The sequence below is a fragment of the Microbacterium saperdae genome, from assembly GCF_006716345.1.
In the GTDB taxonomy this organism is placed as follows: domain Bacteria; phylum Actinomycetota; class Actinomycetes; order Actinomycetales; family Microbacteriaceae; genus Microbacterium; species Microbacterium saperdae.
The window spans coordinates 2,559,093-2,578,461 of sequence record NZ_VFOX01000001.1; the positions used below are offsets into that span (position 1 = coordinate 2,559,093).

The window sequence follows — 19,369 nt, forward strand, 5'->3', positions numbered from 1 at the left end:
ATTCCCGGCTATTCGAACGAGTCGACCAGGGGCCACGAGTCGCTAACCTGAAGGCCGACCCGACCGGGCTCCTTGCCCGATGCCTAGAAGGTACGACCAGTCACCGACATATCCGTGCGTCGACACGCCAGCGATTCGTTACGCGCTGATGAACGTCTCGTTGCCGAATGCCGCCAATGCCTCGTCGAGGAGCGCGATGGTGCTCGGATCGGTCCCGGCGTGCGGTGCGACACGCACGGATGCGCCGCGCGCCGTGACCACGACCCCGGCGTTCGCGAGCGCCGCGGCCAACCGGGCGGGCTCCTGCGGGGTCAGCCCCACGATCCCGGCGCGCCGCTCGCGCTCACGCGGTGAGGTGACCGTGATCCCGTGCCGATCCGCGATCTCCAGGATCGCATCGACCTGCTCTGCGAGCCGCTTCTCGATCTCCGCGACGCCGGCGTCGCGCACATCCCGCGCGCCGATCGCCAGACGTCCCGCGGCGAGGGTGTCCGCTCCGCTCAGGGTGTACGCGCGGGCGGACGCCGCCGGAGCAGGCAGTTCGTCGACGGCGAGACCGGCCCCCGCCGTGCCGGTGATCCCGCTCAGCACCGGGGTGATCCGCTCTCTGGCCCGCGGGGAGAACCAGGCGAATGCCGTGCCCCGTCCGGCGCGCAGCCACTTGTAGCCGTGTCCGACGACCACGTCGGCGGCGGAGTAGTCGACATCGATCATGCCGAAGGACTGCACGGCATCGACGATCAGCAGTCGATCGGGCCCGATGAGCTCACGCAGCGCGTCGAGGTCGGCGCGGAACCCGGTGCGGAAGTCGACGTGGCTCACGGCGAGGGCGGTGACGTCGTCATCCAGTGCCTCTGCGACCGCGTCGGCGGTGACACGACCGTCGTCGGGCGTGATCCAGCGCGGCACCAGTGCACCGTGCGACGCGGCCCCCGCGCGCTCCAGGGTCAGGCTGACGCTGGGGAACTCCGCCGCGGACGCGACCACCGTGCCCGTCATCCCGTACAGCGCGTGCGCGAGTCCCTGCGTGGACGACGGCTGCAGAGTGACATCCGCCGCCTCTGCGCCGAGAAGCTCGGCGACGATCTCCTGGGCCTGCCCCAGACGCTCCCCCACCAGCGCGAGCGATGACGGTCGTCCGCTGCCGAGCAGGTCGGCATCCGCGAAGATCTCCTCGCGGACCGACGGCGAGAGCGGTCCGAACGCCGCCCAGTTCAGGTACCCGGGCTCACTGTCGAAAGTGTCGAGGTAGTCGTCGAAAGCGCTCACCGCGTCATTGTGACACGTCGCCGCCCTCGCCACCGCCCCCGGTGTGACTGCTCAGCGCCCGAAGCGCCGATCGCGATCCGCGTAGTCTCTGATGGCGCGCAGGAAGTCGACCTGACGCAGGTCCGGTCCGAGTGCCTCGACGAAGTAGAACTCGCTGTGGGCGCTCTGCCAGAGTAGGAAGTCGCTGAGCCGCTGCTCGCCGCTCGTGCGGATGACGAGATCGGGATCCGGCTGACCACCGGTGTACAGATGCTCCCCGATCATCTCGGGTGTGAGGTGCGCCGCGAGGTCCTCCAGCGTGCCGCCGGACGCCTCGTGCGCGACGATGATGCTCCGCACGGCGTCGACGATCTCGTTGCGTCCTCCGTAGCCCACCGCGAGGTTCACGTGCAGTCCGGTGTGCCCCTTGGTGCGCTCCTCCGCGTCGGAGAGGACGCGTGCCAGCTCGGGCGGAAGGATGTCGGCGCGTCCCACATGCTGGACGCGCCAGTTCCCCTCGCGCGAGAGCGCCTCGGCCAGCTCCGCGATGATCTCGATCAGATCGGCCAGTTCTGCGGAGTCGCGTTTGCGCAGATTGTCGCTCGAGAGCAGGTACAGCGAGACGACGCGGACGCCGAGCTCGTCGCACCATCCGAGGAACTCGTGCATCTTGGCTGCACCAGCCCTATGCCCCTCTGCGGGCGTGGTGTAGCCGAGCTGTCGGGCCCACCGACGGTTGCCGTCGATCATCATGGCGACGTGGTGCGGTACGGAGGCGGAATCCAGCTGGCGGCGCAGCCGATTGCTGTAGAGCCGATACAGCGGCCCTCGCCCCTGGCTCTCGCGTGAAATCACCTCCCTACGCTACCGTGCCCGCCCCCGGGAAGCTGAGGATATGTACGGCCGCGGGCATGCGGGCCCGCCTAGAGTGAGGCTGTGAGCACACCCGAATCCGCCGGCGCTGATCTTCCCCAGCTGCCGCTCCTCGATGCTGCGGCCGCCGATGAATCGGCGGCGGAGATCCGCCCGACCTGGCGGGGATGGATCCATGCGGGCACCTTCCCGGTCGCCATCGTCGCCGGCATCGTGCTGATCATCGTCGCCCAGGGCGGTGCGGCGAAGTGGTCGGCCGCCGTGTTCATGGCGAGTTCGCTGCTCCTCTTCGGCAACTCCGCCCTGTACCACCGCTTCGACTGGAAGCCCCGCGTCAAACTGATCCTGAAGCGGATCGATCACGCCAACATCTTCCTGCTGATCGCCGGAACCTACACACCGCTCGCCACGCTGGCCCTTCCCCCGGAGAAGGGCACGCTGCTGTTGAGTCTCGTCTGGGGCGGCACCGTTGTCGGGATCCTGTTCCGCGTCTTCTGGATCCACGCCCCGCGGTGGCTCTACGTGGCCCTCTACCTGCTCATGGGGTGGGCTGCCGTGATGTTCATGGCCGACCTGTTCGCGGCCAATGTCGCCATGATGATCCTCGTGATCGTCGGCGGACTGCTCTACACCGGTGGCGCCATCGTCTACGCGCTCAAGAAGCCCAATCCGTGGCCGGGCCACTTCGGCTTCCACGAGATCTTCCACGTCTGCACGGTCCTGGCGTTCCTCTGCCACTGGACCGCGTGCCTGCTCATCGCGCTCGAGCCGCTGTCCCCCTCACTGGGGGCATGACCGCTCTGACGGTTGCGAGTCCGTGGAAGCGAATCGTCTGACACGGTTCGTAACAGGATGACGAAAGAGGTTCTCTCGGCCGTTAGGTTCGAGAAGCCCGCCCATCCTCGTCCTCCGGAGTCCCTTCATGCGTCGAACCAGCCGCGTCATCGCCCTGTCCGCAACCACCGCCCTCGTCGCCGTCCTCGCGGCCGGCTGCTCCTCGGCGCCTTCGACTTCGACGGACGACGGCTCGACCGCGTCGGACAAGAAGACGATCACGATCGGCTTCAACCCCGGACCCTACCTCGAGATGTTCACCGAGGGCATCGAACCGATCCTCGAAGACGAGGGCTACACGGTCGAGACGAAGGACTTCACCGACGGCGTCATCGTCAACGTCGCGCTCAGCGATGGCGAGATCGACGCGAACATCATGCAGCACCCTGTCTATCTCGAGGCGATCAACCAGCAGGAGGGCCTCTCCAACGCCGCGCTCGTCCAGGTACCGGGACCGCCGATGGCGCTGTTCGGCGGCAAGAAGGCCACCCTGGACGAGGTCGGGAACGGGTCTACTGTCGCCGTGCCGAACCAGCCGGCGAATCAGTACCGTGCGCTCAGGGTGCTCGAGTCCATCGACTGGGTGACCCTGTCTGACGACATCGACCCGGCCACGACCTCGTTGGCCGACGTCGTGGAGAACCCTCACGATCTCTCGTTCGTGGAGATGGAGAACGCACAGCAGGTCCCTGCTCTGGCGGATGTCGACTACAGCGTGATCCAGGGCAACTTCGTCGTCTCCGGAGGCCTGAAGCTCACCGACGCGCTGCAGCTCGAAGATCTGACGGACGAGTTCTCCGTCGTCGTCGCCGTCGATGAGAAGAACCTCGACAGCGATTGGGCGAAGGCGATCGAGGCCGCGTACGAATCGGATGCGTTCGCCGACTACATCGCATCGAACTCGCAGTACGACGGCTACCACCTCCCCGCCGCTCTGGAGCGCTGATGACGGCGTCGGGTCAGGAGCTCGGCGCCGCGGCGACCGACCTGACGCCCGCCGTCCGACTGGACGGGGTGACGCGTCGGTACGGTCGCGGCGGTGGACAGCTCACCGCCCTCGACGATGTCACCGTCGCCGTCCGCCGCGGAGACATCTTCGGCGTGATCGGGCACAGCGGCGCCGGCAAGAGCACTCTGATCAGGATGGTCAACGCGCTGGAGGCGCCGACGTCCGGGATCGTCCAGGTGGATGGAGTCGATCTCGCCTCGCTGTCGACTGCGGAGCTGCGCGCGGCGCGTAAGCACACCGCCATGATCTTCCAGCAGTTCCAGCTGCTGGACACGGTGACGGTCCTGGACAACGTGGCCCTGCCCCTGCGACTCGACGGCATCGGACGACGCGAGTCCCGCGAGCGCGCCACGGAGGCGCTGGAATTCGTGGGGCTCGGTTCGCGGCTCGGAGCATACCCCGGCCAGCTCTCCGGCGGACAGAAACAGCGCGTCGGCATCGCACGTGCGATCATCCGCAATCCCGCGGTGCTGCTGTGCGACGAGGCGACGAGCGCGCTGGACCCGTCGACGACCCTCCAGATCATCGACCTTCTCAAAAGGGTGAACCGAGAGTACGGAACGACGATCCTCGTTGTCACACATGAGATGGACGTGATCAAGAACCTCTGTCACTCCGTTGCCGTGATGGAGGGCGGGCGCATCGTCGAGCAGGGCACGGTGATGGACGTCTTCGTGCGGCCGCAGACGGCCATCGCACAGGCATTCGTGGGAACCGTCATCCCGCATGAGCTTCCGGACCGGGTACGTCGTGCCGTCGGCGGCCACCCGCTGTGGCGCCTGAGGTTCATCGATGAGGAGGTGACGAGTCCGATCGTCGGCGCTCTCATCTCCGACTTCGGCCTGCGCGTCAATATCCTGCACGCCGATATGACCGACATCCAAGACCGCACGGTCGGCCACATGGTCGTCCAGGTCGAGGGTGAGGACAGCCAGCGCGAGGCCGCCTTCAGCTACTTGGCCGACAGGATCGTCAGCGTCGAGGAGGTCAACCTGTGATCGACACTCTGCTCACTCCCGAGCTCTTCTTCGAAGCGCTCGGCGAGACGCTCTACATGCTGGGGATCTCCCTCTTCTTCGGGTCGATCCTCGGTATCCTCCTCGGCATCGCCGTGGTCGTGACGCGACCCACAGGAGTGCTCCCCAATGCGGTGGCCTCCTTCGTGCTCAACGCGTTCATCAACGTCGTCCGGTCACTCCCGTTCATCATCCTGCTCGTCGCGATCCTCCCGTTCACCCGGCTGGTCGTCGGAACCTCCATCGGGGTGAACGGGGCGCTGGTACCCCTCATCCTCATGGTCGCGCCCTACATCGGACGACTCGTCGAGAACTCCCTGCTCGAAGTGCCCGAGGGCATCGTGGAAGCCGCGAAGTCGATGGGTGCGACGCCCGTGCAGATCTTCGTGCGGTTCCTCCTCCCGGAGGCACGGGGATCTCTCGTGCTCGCCCTCACGACTGCGACGATCGGTCTTCTGGATGCGACCGCCATGGCGGGAACAGTGGGCGCCGGCGGAATCGGTGATCTCGCGATCTCCTATGGCTATCAACGATTCGACGGGATCACGATGCTCGTCACCGTGGTGACGCTCGTCGTCATCGTGCAACTCATCCAGTTGTTCGGCACCCGCCTCGCCCGGAAGCTGCGACGTCGATGACGGCGCTGCGCGCGGCGGCACGGGTCGAGAACCTGCCTCCGAACTTCTTCGGTGCGCTCGACGGCGCCGTCGCGCAGGCGCGTGCCGCCGGCTTGGACGTCATCGACGTGTCCAAAGGCAACCCCGATCTCCCGACCCCGGCACACATCGTCGCGGCGATGCAGTCCGCGGTGGCTGATCCCGTCAACCACGGGTACCCCGCGTACCGGGTGCGCCCGGGGCTCGCGCATGCGATCGCAGCGCGGTACCGGGAGGATCATGGCGTGCTGCTCGATCCGGAGACCCAGATCGCCGCGTTCCACGGCTCGCACGAGGCACTGATGGCTGCGATCCTCGGACTCGTCGACGCTGGACGGACGCTCGTGGTGCCCGATCCCGGGTACCCCGCCTATGCGTCAGCGGCGGAACTCGCTGGCGCCGAGCTGCGCACCGTTCCGCTGAATCGAGCACGCGGGTATCAGCCGGATTTCGCCACGCTGAGTGATCTCGACGACGCTGCGGCGATCTTGCTCAACTACCCCCACAACCCCACCGGAGCAGTCGCCACCCTGTCGACGTTCGACCACGCGATCACAGCGAGCGCACGACTTGAGGCAGTCCTCATCAATGACTTCGCCTATTCATCGCTCGGGTACGACGCACGCCCGCTCTCGGCGCTGGCGGTCGACATGACCAGAACGGTCGAAGTCTCCACGCTCTCCAAGACCTACAACATGGCAGGATGGCGGATCGGCTTCGCCGCCGGTTCTGCCCCTCTCATCGCGGCGATGCGGAGGTACCAAGCACACGCATTCAGCACCATCTTCGGAGCGACGCAGGATGCTGCGGCCGCGGCTCTCGCCGGAGACCAGGAGGTCGCGCACGACCTCGTGGCCACGTATCTCGCCCGCCGTGACCTCGTCGTGGAAGCGCTCTGCGCCCAGGGGTGGGACGTGGTCTCCCCCGCAGGAACCTTCTTCGTGTGGGTGGGGCTCGACGGTGACGACGATGTCGCCCTCGCGGAGCGACTGCTCAACGAACACGGCGTCGCCGTCGCCCCCGGGAGCGGCTTCGGCGCTGGTGGCGCCGGGTTCATCCGCATCAGCCTCGTCCATCCGCTGGCGCGTCTCCAGGAGCTCGTCGAGCGGCTCGGCGCAGCCAAGCGGGCGCGGCGATGACGGGTAAGCGCGTACGGCCGGGGCCCGCGATCGTGCACTCCGGCGTCGGCGCGATCGACGAACTACCCGGGCTGCTGCATCGAGACGGCGTCACGCGGGTGCTCTGGGTGCACGGTGCACGCGCTCTTCGTGCCGCCACGCCGTTTCTCCCTGATCTCAGCGCTGTCGAGATCATCGACGCCGGATTCACGAGCGAGTGCAGCCCCGCCGAGATCACCCGCCTTCAGGGTCTCGCCACCAGCAGGGGCGCGGACGCGGTGCTGGGGATCGGCGGCGGAAAGGTGCTCGACACCGCCAAGGCGGTCGGGCATTCGCTCTCCTTGCCCGTGTATCTCACGCCGACGCTCGTCAGCACCTGCTCGGGATGGTCGGCAGTCAGTGTCTACTACGACGAGGAGCATCGTCACCTCGGTCATGAGGTCTGGGACACACCGACGCGCGCACTGCTGCTGGATCCGCGGATCGTGTTCGATTCGCCCGTCGCGCTCTTCGTCTCCGGCATCGCGGACACCCTCGCGAAGCACGTCGAGACCCGCGCGGCATTCGATCGAGCCGATATCGCAGACACGCTGACGTCGTTCGGCGGGCTGGCCGCTGCGCGCTGCGGAGAGCTGGTCTCCAGCCACGGCATCGCGGCAGTCGACGACATGCGCCGAGGAGTCCGCAGTGATGCGTGGACCATGCTCGCCGAGGCGTGCGTGATCACGGCGGGCCTCGTCGGCGCACTCGGCGCCGAAGCCGGCAGCGCCACCGCCGCGCATCCGATCGGTGACGCGCTCAGCGCCTTCGCGCAGACCCGCGATCTGCTGCATGGGGTGAAGGTCGCTTATGGCATCCTCGTGCAGCTCGCATATGAACGCCGATGGGAGGAGATCGACCGCATGAACGAGCTGTACGCGGCTCTGGGCCTCCCCCGCTCGCTGGCGGACCTCGGCCTCTCGGCGCAGGATCCCGCAACGCTCGACACGATCGCCGAGATCGCGACAGGAGAGCATTCGAGCGCCCGTCTCCTCGATCCGCCGCCGTCTGCCGCCGATCTCATCACCACCATGCACGCCCTCGAAGACCGTCAGCGCCGACTCGACCGCGTGGTGCTCGCTCACCATTCCCTCGCCGCCCCCCGTTGAAAGGAACATCCCCATGGCAGAAGTCGAAAGCTTCACCCTCGACCACACCGCGGTTCTCGCGCCCTATATTCGCCGGATCGCGGTAGAGCAGGGGCCGCATGGAGATGCGATCTCGAACTTCGACATCCGCTTCGTGCAGCCCAACGAGGGCGAGATTCCGACTGCCGGCCTGCACACCATCGAACACCTGCTGGCGAGCCTGCTGCGTGACCACCTGAACGGCGTGATCGACATCTCCCCGTTCGGCTGCCGAACAGGATTCCATCTCATCACCTGGGGCGAGCCGGCTGTCGCCGACGTCGCATATGCCGTGCGCGAGAGCCTCGCCGCGATCGCCACCGACATCACGTGGGAACAGGTCCCCGGCGTCGATGAGATCAGCTGCGGGAACTACCGCGACCACAGCCTGCACAGCGCACGCGAATGGTCGAAGCGGATCCTCGCTCAGGGGATCAGCCTGGACGCGTTCTCCCGCGTGGGCGTCTGACGTGTTCGAGGAGCTTCACGGACGCGTGGTCCTGGTCACCGGCGGGGCGAGCGGCATCGGGGCAGGCATCGTCGATGCCTTCCACGAGGCGGGGTCGACTGTCGTCGGAGCTGACCTCAGCACTCCGGAGGGAGGACTGCACGAGGGCCGGGAGCGGGAATGGTCGGTGCGTCTCGATGTGTCGGATGAGAACGCTGTGGACACCGTGCTCGATGCGATCGAAGAGCACGTGGGGCCCGTCGATGTCGTCGTGATGGCCGCCGGGACCTCGACGCTGGCTTTCGCGACGGAGACCACCGAGCAGGAGTGGGATCGCAACCTCGACGTCAATGCGAAGGGTTCGTTCCTGGTGGCCAAACATGTGGCGAAGCGCCTCGTCGCCGCCGGGCAGAAGGGGCGGATCATCTTCATCGCCTCTCAGGCCGGCAAGAACGGCTATCGCGGAATGACCGCGTACGTGGCGTCGAAGCACGCCGTACTCGGGGTGACGAAGAGCATGGCGGTCGAGCTGGCTCCGCACGGCATCCTCGTGAATGCGATCTGCCCGGGGATCATCGAGACGCCGATGAAGCACCGCGAGCGCATCGAGGGCGGCACCATCCGCGGGATGTCAGCCGAGGAGATCGCCGCAGAGGATCGATCCCAGGTTCCGCTCGGACGGACGGGCACGCCGCGGGACGTGGCGGGAGTCGCCCTGTTCCTGGCAAGCGATCTCGCCGGCTATATGACGGGTCAGGGCCTCAACGTCACCGGAGGAATGACGATGCACTGAACGCTCACCGTCACACCTACTCGGCTTACGAGCGTTCGTCGCCCTCGTCACCCTCGCGGACGATCGGCAGGTCGGCGTCCGTCTCGGTGGCCTCGTCGGCGGCGAGCGCGGCCTCTTCGGCATCGAGCTCGTCGCGCACCTCTTCGCGGTACCGCACGCGGCGGATGCGACGGTTCATGTCCCAGATCAGCAGGATCACCGCGAGCACGATGATGACGATCACCGCGAACCCGACGAAGCCCGGAGTGACGGCCTCGGGGGCCACGGTCATGGTGGGCGTCGGCATCGGTGTCTCGGTCAGAGCGAGCATGAGTCGGCCTTTCGTGCGCAGGTCGCATAACCTGGAACTACCAGCCTAACGACCGGAAGACCCCTCCCGTGACGACAGCAGAACAGCTCGATGACCGCTACGGCCGTACCCGGCGACGTCGGGGACCCTGGATCGTGGGAATCGTCATCGCCGCGTTGGTGGTCGGGGCGTTCAGCTGGATGACCGTGAGCCAGTCCATGTCGTCGGTGGATGCCGATGATCTGGGCTTCGATCTGGTGGACGAGCACACCGTGGAGGTCCGGTTCCAGGTGACCGGAGTGCAGGGCAAGGATGTCGTGTGCATCGTCGAAGCGCTCGACGAGGAGTTCGGCGTCGTCGGCTGGAAGGTCGTCGACATCGCCGCAGGAGACAGCCATTCGAAGGCCGTCTCCGCCACCGTGCCCACCGTCGCCGCCGCCACCACAGGTTTGGTGAACACCTGCTGGGTCGCTTAGACTCATCGCAGACAGACGACGCCCTGGCACCGTGCCGGGGCGTCTTGGCATATCCCCCGCCGTACGCGGCCGGGATACCGAAAGAAGGAGCTTCGTCATGTCCACCGACGCTCAGGTTCCCTTCCTCACGCAGGAAGCGTATGACCGGCTCGTCGCCGAGCTGGAGCACCTGTCGACCTTCGGTCGCGACGAGATCGCCAAGCGCATCGAGGCCGCCCGCGAAGAAGGCGACCTCAAGGAGAACGGCGGCTACCACGCTGCGAAGGATGAGCAGGGCAAGCAGGAGGCCCGCATCCGTACGCTGGAAGGTCTGCTGAAGACCGCGAAGGTCGGAGAGGCGCCCGCCAGCCGTGGCATCGTCGAGCCCGGCACGGTCGTCACGGCCGTCGTGGCAGGCGGCGAAGAGGTCTTCCTGCTCGGCAGCCGTGAGATCGCCGCCGGCAGCGACCTCGACGTCTACAGCGAGGCCAGCCCGCTCGGCCAGGCCATCCTCGGCCTCAAGGTCGGCGAGAAGTCTTCGTACGAGGCGCCGAACGGCCGCTCGATCGCTGTCGAGATCGTGAACGTCGAGACGTACACCGGCTGATCCGCCCCGATACACGAGAACGCCCCTCCTGCCATGGCTGGAGGGGCGTTCTGCGTTCCGTCGCGCGAGAGTGCTCAGTCCGGAACGAGCATCGGCTCGAATCCGGCACGGCGGAGCGTGTCGAGAGTGTGCTCGGAATGCTCGGGACCGCGTGTCTCGACGCTGAGCTCGAGGATCACGTCGCTGATCTGCAGCCCGTGGCCGTGCCGCGTGTGCATCGCCTCGATCACGTTGGCACCGGCCTCGGCGATGAGCTCCGACACGCGCGCCAGCTGCCCAGGACGGTCGGGAAGAGGGATGCGGATCGTGAGGTACCGGCCCGAGGCAGCCAATCCGTGGGAGACGACGCGCTGCAGCAGGAGCGGGTCGATGTTGCCGCCGGACAGCACTGCCAGAGTCTTTCCCGTGGCGGGCACCTTGCCGGCGAGGATCGCGGCGACCGCGGCGGCACCGGCGGGCTCGACGACGACCTTGGCCTGCTCGAGCAGCACCAGGATCGCGCGGGCGAGATCGTCGTCCGAGACGGTGACGACCTCGTCGACGTGGTCCTTGATGATGTCGAACGGTATCGCTCCGGGCCGGGCGACGAGGATGCCGTCGGCGATGGTGGGGCGCGTGACGATGTCGACGGGGTGACCGGCCGCGAGCGACGGCGGCACGGCGGCGGCGTTCTCCGCCTGCACACCGATGATGCGCACCGTGCGACCGAGCTCGGCCGCGCGGGCCTTCACCGCGGCGGCGACTCCGGCGATGAGCCCTCCGCCGCCGATGCCGAGAACGATCGTCTCGACGTCGGGGGCGTCCTCGAGCAGTTCGAGTCCGAGCGTGCCCTGACCGATCACCACATCGCGGTGGTCGAACGGCGGGATGAGCACCGCACCCGTGCGCTCGGCGAACTCGGCGGCGAGTCGGAGCGAGGTCGCGACCGTCTCCCCCTCGAGCACCACGTCGGCACCGTAGCCGCGCGTGGCGAGCAGCTTGGGGACGGGAACGCCCAGCGGCATGAAGATCGTCGCCGTGATGCCGAGCTCCTGAGCCGCGAGCGCGACTCCCTGGGCGTGGTTGCCGGCGGATGCCGCCACGACGCCGCGCGCGCGCTCCTCCGCGCTGAGGCGGGACAGCCGGTATGCGGCACCGCGGATCTTGAAGGATCCGGTGCGCTGCAGGTTCTCCATCTTCAACACGACGGGAACACCGAGAATGTCGGAGAGGGCTCGCGACGGCAGCGTCGGCGTGTGCGAGATCACCTCAGCCAGACTCTGAGCTGCGTACTCGAACTCGGCCAGGCTGGGGACTTCGCTCATTGATTCCTCCGTCTCCGCTCACGCGGTACTGTGCTCCAGATCAGGTCTCCGCTCGGGTCGACGCCGGTGCGCCACGACCCCGAACTCAACGTCACGGCGGCGACGTTGACGAACGCCGCCAACGGCACCGCGAAGAGGGCGCCGGGGATGCCGGCGATCATGGCGCCACCCGCGACGACGAGGACGACGGCCAGCGGATGGACCTTCACAGCGGACCCCATCAGGATCGGCTGCAGGATGTGTCCTTCGAGCTGCTGCACGGCGAGGACGACGAGGAGCATCCACAGCGCGATCCAGGGACCGTTGTAGACGAGGGCGAGGAACACCGCGACGGCGCCCGTGACGACAGCACCGACGATCGGGATGAACGAGCCCAGGAACACCAGCACCGCGACGGGCAGCGCGAGCGGCACCTGCAGCAGGAAGGCTCCGAGACCGATGCCGACGGCATCGATCGTGGCGACGAAGAGCTGTGTCCTGGCGTAGTTGACGATGGTCTTCCAGCCGTTGCGCGCGGCACCGTCGACCGCCTGACGTCCGTTGCGCGGGAACAGCTTGAGCGTCCAGCGCCAGATGCCGGCACCGTCGGCCAGGAGGCAGATGAGGATGAACAGGGAGAGCACGGCTCCCGTGGCGACATGGCCGACGGTCGTGCCGATCGCCAGCGCGCCCGACCACAGCACCTGGGCCTGCTCGTTGAGCATGTCGAGGCCCTGCTGGAGGTAGTCGGCGATCTGGGTGTCGGAGAGATTGAGCGGCCCGTCATGGAGCCACACCTGGAACTGCTCGAACGCCTCTGTCGAGCTCTTCTGCACATCCGGCAGCTCGACGCGTACCTGCCAGATCACGAGCCAGAGGAGTCCACCGACGATGGCCGCGGTTCCCAACAGGGAGACGAGGATGGCCAACCACCGCGGGAAACGGTGCCGCAGCATCCAATCGAACGCCGGCCACAGCAGAGCCGTGATGAGGATGCCCACCATGAGCGGGATCACGAGCAGCTTGAGCAGCATGACCAGCCAGATGAACACGCCGATCGCCGCGGCGATCAACAGCAACCGCCAGGCATAGCCCGCGGCGACCCGCAGAGTGATCGGCACCGCCTCATCGGCTTCGGTCGTCACCGTGCGGTCTGTCGTGACCGGGCGCGGACGGAAGAGATCCCTCAGCCTGGGCCGCTGCTCGTCGCTCATCGCCCAAGTCTACGGCGATCACGGGAGCGCACGACGCCGTGAGACGGATGTCGATGGCCGGCGATACGCTGACGGCGTGACAGACACTCTCAGTCCTGCCCAGGCACGTCGGATGGCGCTGGCCGCACAGGGCTTCACGCGCGCACGTCCGACCGCGGTCTCGGCGGCGCACATCCATCGCATGATGGACCGCATCGGAGTGCTACAGATCGACTCGGTCAACGTGTTCGCGCGCTCGCACTACCTCCCGCTGCTGTCGCGACTCGGAGCCTACGATCCCGCACTGCTGGACAAGGTCTTCCTGTCGCGCACGACGCACTACGTGGAGTACCTGGCGCACGAGGCCACCTTCATCCCGATCGAGGATTGGCCGCTGTGGCAGTTCCGGATGGACGACTTCCGCCGGCGGTGGTCGGCAGAGGACTCCTGGGTGAGCGCCAACGCCCGCACCGTCCAGTGGGTGCAGGACGAGCTGCGCACGCGGGGCCCGCTCCGCCCCGCCGACCTCCGCGCCGACGCACCGCGCGAGCGCGGCACCTGGTGGGACTGGGACGACGTCAAGCTCGCGCTGGAGCATCTGTGGCGCACAGGTGATGTGGCGATCAGCGGGCGCAAGGGCTTCGAGCGCACGTATGCGCTCGCCGAGCAGGTGATCCCGGAGCGCATCCGCGCGCAGAAGATCTCCCGCGCGGAGGCCATCCGCACCTTGATCGCCCGCGCCGCGCGCTCCTCCGGTGTCGCCACGCAGTCCGATCTCGCCGACTACTACCGGATCCGCGATCGCGCCGCGGTCACCCAGGCGATCGCGGACCTCACCGAGTCCGGCGAGCTGCTCCCCGTGCGGGTGCGCGGGTGGGAGCGGGGCGGCCGTCCCCTGGCCGCCTGGCGCCACCGCGATGGGGTCCTCCCCCATCGGGTCGACGCCGCAGCGGTGCTCACACCTTTCGATCCGGTCGTCTGGTTCCGCGACCGGGCACTGCGTGCGTTCGAGCTCGACTACCGCATCGAGATCTACGTGCCTGCCGAGAAGCGTCGTTACGGCTACTACTCGCTCCCCGTCCTCGTCGGCGACCGGATCGTCGCCCGCGTCGACCTCAAGTCTGATCGTGCGGCGTCGACGCTCCAGGTGCAGTCGGCGTGGTGGGAACCGCAGGCCGCCCCGGAGGACGCGGACCGGATCGCCCGCGAGATCGCCCTCGCTGCGCGCTGGCAGGGCCTGGAGCACGTGTCCGTGTCGGGCTGGGGCGATGCCGCCGACGCGATCCACGGGTCCCTCCGGGGCGACGTGACGGCATCCGTGCGACGCCACACGCACGCGAGGGAGCAGTCCGGATGACACGCCGCGGTGTGCGGGTGCTCGCCGGCGCGATCGGGCTGGTGCTGCTCCTGGCTGCGGGGCTGTGGATCTGGCAGGCGTCGAGCCGACCCGCATCCGTGGAGGGCACCGCGCTCGCCTACCTGGATGCCCTCGAGTCCGGCGACACCGATGCCCTCGCCGATGTCAGCGCACCCGTGCCGGAGACCGTCTTGACGGCATTCGCAGCGGCAGACGAGCGCATCTCCGATGTCGCACTGACCTCGGTGGACCAGAGCGGCGACACGGCGACCGCTGAGGTCTCCTTCGTTCTCGCCGGCGACCAGCGCCTGGCGTCGCTCTCGCTGTCGCAGGCCGACGGCCGCTGGAGAGTGAGCGCCTCCGCCCTCGGAGCCGTGCGGGCCGAGACCTCGCTGGGCGACCTCATCGCGGTCGGCGATGCGACCTTCGCGAACGACGAGGAGATCGCCCTCTTCCCGGCCGTCTACTCGGTCGCGCCTGCGCCGCGGGAGCTGCTCGCCGGAGAGGCGGAAGCGATCGTGCTGCCCGGAGACCCTGTGGAAGTCGCCCTCGAGGTGACGCTCCTCCCTGCTGCGACCGAGGCCGCGCAGACAGCGTTGGACGATCACCTCGCCGACTGCACGGCGGGTGGAGCGGCGATCCCTGCCGGATGCGGCATCCGCATCCCGTGGGGCACCGAGTTCCAATCGGTGAGCGACATCCGCTATCGCATCGAGACGTCACCCGTGCTCACGCTGATTCCGACCGGTTTCGACGCCGTGAGCGGGATCCTGGTCGCGACCGTCACCGGCACCGGGCAGGACGGAGAGAGCCGCACCACGACCTACCTGACCGAGTCCTGGAGCCTTCGTGGCGACGTCGCCTTCACGGAGAAGGGACTGGAGCTCTCCGTTTGGTGACGGCTGCCGACGTCAGAACTGGACGCGCGGCGGCTCCGAGATCGCGCCGCTGTCGGCGACCTCGAAGAACTCGCGCTCGGTGAAGCCGAGGCCCTTGGCGAAGAGATTGTTCGGGAACACCTTGATCTTGGTGTTCAGCTCCCGCACGCCGCCGTTGTAGAAACGACGCGCTGCCTGGATCTTGTCCTCGGTGTCGACCAGAGCCTGCTGCACTTGCAGAAAGTTCTGGCTGGCCTGCAACTGCGGGTACGCCTCAGCGACCGCGAACAGGCTGCGCAGCGCCTGCTGCAGGTGTCCTTCGGCGATGCCGGCTGCACCGGGACTGCCGGCGTTCAGGGTCTCAGCACGCGCGCGGGTGACGTTCTCGAAGACCGCCTTCTCGTGCGAGGCATAGCCCTTGACGGTCTCGATGAGATTGGGGATGAGATCGGCTCGTCGCTTGAGCTGCACCGTGATGCCGCTCCATGCTTCGTCGACTCTGACGTTCAGCTGCACCAGCGAGTTGTACGTCGCCCACAGATAGATCCCGACCAGCAGGATCACGCCTACGACGATCAGTACTGGCACAAGCCATTCCATCAGAGGCCCACCCTTCCTCGTTTTGTCTCATCCTATCGGCGCTGTCTGCACGTGTACTGGGCACGGTGCGCGCCGCGGCTGTGAATCCGCCTCAGGCCCCGAGAACACGCTCGAGATAGCGGTTGCCGAAGCGGCGCTCCGGATCCAGTCGGTCGCGGAGCGCCAGGAAGTCGTCGAAGCGCGGGTATCGTCCCCGGAGCTGCTCGGCGTCGAGCGTGTGGAGCTTGCCCCAGTGCGGACGTCCGCCATGCTCCAGCATGATCTTCTCCACGGCTTCGAAATACACCGTCGGGTCGGCGCGCCAGTACCGGTGAACGGCGATGTATCCCGTCGCTCGTCCGTGCGCGGTCGAGAGCCATCTGTCGTCCTGCGCCGCGAATCGCACCTCGATCGGGAACTCGATCCGCCACCCGCGCTGCGTGATCAACGCCTGCACGGCTCGGAAGGCCGACACGACGTTCTCCGCAGGCAGCGCGTACTCCATCTCGCGGAAGCGCACCGTGCGGCTCTGCGTCAGCACCCGGTTCGACAGATCGGTGTACTCGCGGTCCCCTGTGAGCTTCACCGCCAGGCGACTGAACGGCGGGGTCACGGAGGGCACCACCTGGCCCGCCGCACAGACCACCCGGTACACGCCGTTGGACAGCAGCGTCTCGTCGATCCATCTGCCGACGACCGGGAGCGGCCGGCGCACCGTGGATTCCGGCAGGCGCGTCTGGCGTTTGGTGAGCGCGACGTCGGTGTGCGGGAACCAGTAGAACTCGAAGTGATCCGAAGCCGCCACCCGCTCGTCGAGCGTCGCCAGGACGTCTGGCAGGGGCGCGGGCTCGTCGATCGCGTGCATGACGAACGCGGGAACGCACTGCAGGGTCACCTCCACGATGATGCCGAGAGCACCGAGGCCGAGGGCGACGGCCGGCAGCATCTCGCTGTTGTGCTCCTCATCGATGCGCAGGAACTCACCTGCTGCAGTGACCAGCGTGATGCCGACGACCTGGGTCGCAAGGCCGCCGAAACCCGCACCGGTCCCGTGCGTCCCCGTGGAGATCGCACCCGAGATCGACTGCCGATCGATGTCCCCGAGATTCTGCATCGCCAGGCCGTAGGGTGCCAGCAGACCGGGGATCCGGTGCAGTCGCGTTCCCGCCAGGAAGGTGACCCGACCCGTCACGGCATCCGCCGAGATCAGCCCTTGCAGGTCGTCGAGCTCCAGCAGGACGCCCGGGGCGACCGCGATCCCGGTGAAGCTGTGCCCGGCGCCGACAGCCTTGACGGCGAGGCCCTGGGACGCGGCGGCCTGGACGGCGCGCTGCACTCCCTCAGGGCTTCGGGGACGTTCCACCCTCACCGGTCGGACCGATGCCGAGCGTCCCCAGTTCTGCCACGTGCCACCGATCCTCGTCACAGGAACGCCTTTCCCTCGCCGCGGTACGTGGGCAGCTCGTCGATGACCTCGTCTCCCGATACCAGGTGATACCGCTCGATGCGCTCCGCCGGCTCGCCGCTCTTGGAGTGCCGGAACCAGACGCGGTCGCCCACGCCCAGGCTCGACGCGGCCTTGCCCTGGAGAGGAGTCTGCACCTCGCCCGCCGCCTCACGCGGCAACGTGTGCAATCCCTGCGGCCAGGCCGGAAGAGGCTGGCGCGAGGCGACAGGAGGGCCCGAGGCGATCCAGCCGCCACCGAGCACGGTCGCGATGTCGGCGGCAGGGCGTCGGACGACGTCGAAAGCGAACGCCGACGCGGGCGCCGGCTGGAACGAGCGGTAGCCGTCGAACAGGTGACCGCCGAGCAGACCGCTCCCGGCGCTGGCTTCGGTCAGCGACTCGTCGCTGCCGGTGAACTCGAGGGACCCCGTGCCGCCGCCGTTGATGATCTCCAACGTCGCGACGCCGCTCACCGCGTCGACGATGGCCGCACGCCGCTCCCGCAGCTCCGCCCGCGAGCGTGCCTGTACGAGGCGGATCAAGGGCGCATCCGGCCCCGCATCGTCACCCTGTCCGGCGATCTGCGCGTCGTACATCTGGAGGCCGACGAGCCGGAAGCCCGGGCGTGCGACCACCTTGCGCGCGAAGGCGACGACCTCGCCCGCGCTGAACAGCGCCGAGCGCCGCACGCCGATGTGGCCGAGGACGGCCGAACGCCACGAGGCGTCCACGTCGATCGCGACACGGATCTCGGGGCGCTCACCCGGACCTGCCACGCTGTCGATGAAGTCGAGATGCACGGGATCGTCGATCATGAGGGTGATGCGCTGCGCGGCGCGCTCGTCCGAGAACAGCTGCTCGAGGCCGGCGCGGTCGACCGTCGGGTAGCCGAGCATGATGTCGTCGTGGTCTTCGGAGAGCCAGAGGGCCTCGGCGAGGGTGAACGCGAGGATCCCCTGGTATCCGGGCAGCTGCAGCACCGCATCCAGCACCGCGCGCACGCGCACCGACTTGGACGCCACACGGATGGGGAGGCCGCCCGATCGGACGAGCAGATCCATCGCGTTGTAGCGCAACGCCTCGCGATCGATCACCGCCACCGGGGCGGGAAGGTGGCCGGTCGCGGCGGAGAGTCGCGGCCAATAGCGGGCGGGATCCTCCCACTCCGGGGCGACAGCGAGGGTGCCCTCGACGGGGCTCAGTTCATCGGTGAGATCGAGCACTCCCCCACCCTACGGCCTGACCGTACTCGGGATCACGTCTCACGACACCCGGTAGCACGGCGCACTGCCCCGATAAGCTGTCGAGGACGACGCCCCCGTAGCCCAATGGCAGAGGCAGGCGACTTAAAATCGCTTCAGTGTCGGTTCGAGTCCGACCGGGGGTACTCTCACTCCCCCGCGGCGTCGATCGTGGCGGCATCGGCGCGTGCAGAGAGCGAGCGTGGTGCGCGCGCCTCGAGGATGCGGCGGATGACGAGCACGACGAGCGCCACAGCGATCGCGGTGTACACGACGTAGTCGAGATAGCCGAGGTAGCGCTCGAGCTTCTCGTGCTGCGTGCCGAGTGCGGCCCCGACGCCGATGAGCATCGCGTTCCAGAGCCCACTGCCGATGATCGTGTAGACGCTGAACCGCACCAGCCCCATGCGCGATGCACCGGCCGGGATCGAGATCAGGCTCCGCACCCCGGGGACCATCCGGCCGACCAGCACCGTCCATCCGCCGCGACGCGCGAACCAGTGCGCGCCACGATCGAGGTCCGACCTGCTCACCAGTCGCGTGGCAGCGAGGAAACGCACGGCACGCTCCATCCCGATGGCGCGGCCGAGCGCATAGAGCAGCAGCGCACCGATCCACGACGCGAGCGTGCTCCAGAAGATGAGCCAGCCCAGGTGCAGATCGCCGCTCTGGCTCAGGTACCCGGCGAACGGGAGGATCACCTCGCTCGGGATGGGCGGGATCAGCACTTCTATGAACACGAGCACGCCGACGCCGATGTCCCCGAGGGCGGTGAGGACATCGGCGGCGAAACCGGTCATTCCGGTGAAACCGTGTTCGGGGGCTGTCGCGACGGCAGCGGCGGGGCTCATGAAGGGCTCGTCTCTGTCAGGGGCTGTC

At 67.9% G+C, this 19,369-nt stretch carries 21 protein-coding genes and 1 tRNA gene; 13 read left to right on the forward strand and 9 right to left on the reverse strand.

Annotated features, from left to right (window positions below):
• Positions 1 to 138: 138 nt before the first annotated feature.
• A complete protein-coding gene (locus FB560_RS12185) occupies positions 139 to 1,269 on the reverse strand; it encodes an aminotransferase class V-fold PLP-dependent enzyme (RefSeq protein WP_141872610.1) in 1,131 nt (376 codons plus the stop codon).
• A gap of 51 nt (positions 1,270 to 1,320) precedes the next feature.
• A complete protein-coding gene (locus FB560_RS12190) occupies positions 1,321 to 2,100 on the reverse strand; it encodes an isoprenyl transferase (protein ID WP_141873234.1) in 780 nt (259 codons plus the stop codon).
• 84 nt (positions 2,101 to 2,184) lie between these two features.
• Here FB560_RS12190 and trhA point away from each other — a divergent pair, with 84 nt between their 5' ends.
• From trhA to FB560_RS12230, 8 genes are all read left to right on the forward strand, one after another.
• On the forward strand, positions 2,185 to 2,916 hold the full coding sequence (gene trhA / locus FB560_RS12195; protein ID WP_141872611.1) for a PAQR family membrane homeostasis protein TrhA: 732 nt from the start codon (positions 2,185 to 2,187) through the stop codon (positions 2,914 to 2,916).
• Between the two features lie 127 nt (positions 2,917 to 3,043).
• Positions 3,044 to 3,901 carry a MetQ/NlpA family ABC transporter substrate-binding protein gene (locus FB560_RS12200; protein WP_141872612.1) on the forward strand — a complete coding sequence of 286 codons (858 nt, stop codon included), beginning with the start codon at positions 3,044 to 3,046 and terminating at the stop codon, positions 3,899 to 3,901.
• On the forward strand, positions 3,901 to 4,962 hold the full coding sequence (locus tag FB560_RS12205; RefSeq protein WP_141872613.1) for a methionine ABC transporter ATP-binding protein: 1,062 nt from the start codon (positions 3,901 to 3,903) through the stop codon (positions 4,960 to 4,962). The genes FB560_RS12200 and FB560_RS12205 overlap by 1 nt, the downstream gene beginning before the upstream one ends.
• Positions 4,959 to 5,618 (forward strand): methionine ABC transporter permease, encoded by a 660-nt coding sequence (locus FB560_RS12210; protein ID WP_141872614.1) that lies wholly within the window; start codon positions 4,959 to 4,961, stop codon positions 5,616 to 5,618. The genes FB560_RS12205 and FB560_RS12210 overlap by 4 nt, the downstream gene beginning before the upstream one ends.
• Positions 5,615 to 6,775, forward strand: coding sequence for an aminotransferase class I/II-fold pyridoxal phosphate-dependent enzyme (locus FB560_RS12215; RefSeq protein ID WP_141872615.1), 1,161 nt, complete (start codon positions 5,615 to 5,617; stop codon positions 6,773 to 6,775). Before FB560_RS12210 ends, FB560_RS12215 begins: the two co-directional genes overlap by 4 nt.
• Complete coding sequence (locus tag FB560_RS12220; protein WP_141872616.1) at positions 6,772 to 7,902, forward strand: iron-containing alcohol dehydrogenase family protein; 1,131 nt, start codon at positions 6,772 to 6,774, stop codon at positions 7,900 to 7,902. The genes FB560_RS12215 and FB560_RS12220 overlap by 4 nt, the downstream gene beginning before the upstream one ends.
• A gap of 13 nt (positions 7,903 to 7,915) precedes the next feature.
• Entirely contained in the window at positions 7,916 to 8,389 is a 474-nt protein-coding gene (locus FB560_RS12225; RefSeq protein WP_141872617.1) for an S-ribosylhomocysteine lyase, read from the forward strand.
• Position 8,390: 1 nt separating this feature from the next.
• Complete coding sequence (locus FB560_RS12230) at positions 8,391 to 9,161, forward strand: SDR family NAD(P)-dependent oxidoreductase (protein ID WP_211349961.1); 771 nt, start codon at positions 8,391 to 8,393, stop codon at positions 9,159 to 9,161.
• Positions 9,162 to 9,186: 25 nt separating this feature from the next.
• Here the strand turns inward: FB560_RS12230 and FB560_RS12235 are convergent, their stop codons facing one another.
• The gene (locus FB560_RS12235) at positions 9,187 to 9,471 is read right to left on the reverse strand and encodes a hypothetical protein (RefSeq protein ID WP_141872619.1); all 285 of its coding nucleotides are present in this window, start codon (positions 9,469 to 9,471) and stop codon (positions 9,187 to 9,189) included.
• Between the two features lie 68 nt (positions 9,472 to 9,539).
• Here FB560_RS12235 and FB560_RS12240 point away from each other — a divergent pair, with 68 nt between their 5' ends.
• The gene (locus tag FB560_RS12240) at positions 9,540 to 9,926 is read left to right on the forward strand and encodes a DUF4307 domain-containing protein (protein WP_141872620.1); all 387 of its coding nucleotides are present in this window, start codon (positions 9,540 to 9,542) and stop codon (positions 9,924 to 9,926) included.
• Between the two features lie 97 nt (positions 9,927 to 10,023).
• Positions 10,024 to 10,512: a transcription elongation factor GreA gene (gene greA, locus FB560_RS12245; RefSeq protein ID WP_141872621.1), complete on the forward strand. Its 489-nt coding sequence runs from the start codon at positions 10,024 to 10,026 to the stop codon at positions 10,510 to 10,512.
• Positions 10,513 to 10,586: 74 nt separating this feature from the next.
• On the opposite strand, the gene ilvA is transcribed toward greA, so the two are convergent.
• Together ilvA and FB560_RS12255 are read right to left on the reverse strand one after the other, a co-directional pair.
• A complete protein-coding gene (ilvA, locus tag FB560_RS12250) occupies positions 10,587 to 11,816 on the reverse strand; it encodes a threonine ammonia-lyase (protein ID WP_141872622.1) in 1,230 nt (409 codons plus the stop codon).
• Positions 11,813 to 13,009 carry an AI-2E family transporter gene (locus FB560_RS12255; protein WP_141872623.1) on the reverse strand — a complete coding sequence of 399 codons (1,197 nt, stop codon included), beginning with the start codon at positions 13,007 to 13,009 and terminating at the stop codon, positions 11,813 to 11,815. The genes ilvA and FB560_RS12255 overlap by 4 nt, the downstream gene beginning before the upstream one ends.
• A gap of 76 nt (positions 13,010 to 13,085) precedes the next feature.
• On the opposite strand from FB560_RS12255, the gene FB560_RS12260 reads away from it, so the two are divergent.
• Complete coding sequence (locus tag FB560_RS12260; RefSeq protein WP_141872624.1) at positions 13,086 to 14,345, forward strand: winged helix-turn-helix domain-containing protein; 1,260 nt, start codon at positions 13,086 to 13,088, stop codon at positions 14,343 to 14,345.
• Positions 14,342 to 15,244, forward strand: coding sequence for a nuclear transport factor 2 family protein (locus FB560_RS12265; RefSeq protein ID WP_141872625.1), 903 nt, complete (start codon positions 14,342 to 14,344; stop codon positions 15,242 to 15,244). Before FB560_RS12260 ends, FB560_RS12265 begins: the two co-directional genes overlap by 4 nt.
• 12 nt (positions 15,245 to 15,256) lie before the next feature.
• On the opposite strand, the gene FB560_RS12270 is transcribed toward FB560_RS12265, so the two are convergent.
• The 3 genes from FB560_RS12270 to FB560_RS12280 all read right to left on the reverse strand — a co-directional run bounded on the left by FB560_RS12270 (position 15,257) and on the right by FB560_RS12280 (position 18,472).
• Positions 15,257 to 15,823: a LemA family protein gene (locus FB560_RS12270; protein WP_141872626.1), complete on the reverse strand. Its 567-nt coding sequence runs from the start codon at positions 15,821 to 15,823 to the stop codon at positions 15,257 to 15,259.
• A 91-nt stretch (positions 15,824 to 15,914) separates the two neighbouring features.
• Complete coding sequence (locus FB560_RS12275) at positions 15,915 to 17,228, reverse strand: D-arabinono-1,4-lactone oxidase (RefSeq protein ID WP_141872627.1); 1,314 nt, start codon at positions 17,226 to 17,228, stop codon at positions 15,915 to 15,917.
• Positions 17,225 to 18,472, reverse strand: coding sequence for a type III PLP-dependent enzyme domain-containing protein (locus FB560_RS12280; protein ID WP_141872628.1), 1,248 nt, complete (start codon positions 18,470 to 18,472; stop codon positions 17,225 to 17,227). The genes FB560_RS12275 and FB560_RS12280 overlap by 4 nt, the downstream gene beginning before the upstream one ends.
• A 91-nt stretch (positions 18,473 to 18,563) precedes the next feature.
• On the opposite strand from FB560_RS12280, the gene FB560_RS12285 reads away from it, so the two are divergent.
• Positions 18,564 to 18,636, forward strand: a tRNA-Leu gene (locus FB560_RS12285).
• A gap of 3 nt (positions 18,637 to 18,639) precedes the next feature.
• Here the strand turns inward: FB560_RS12285 and FB560_RS12290 are convergent.
• Positions 18,640 to 19,341, reverse strand: a complete 702-nt coding sequence (locus tag FB560_RS12290; protein WP_141872629.1) for a DedA family protein — start codon at positions 19,339 to 19,341, stop codon at positions 18,640 to 18,642.
• Positions 19,342 to 19,369: the final 28 nt, after the last annotated feature.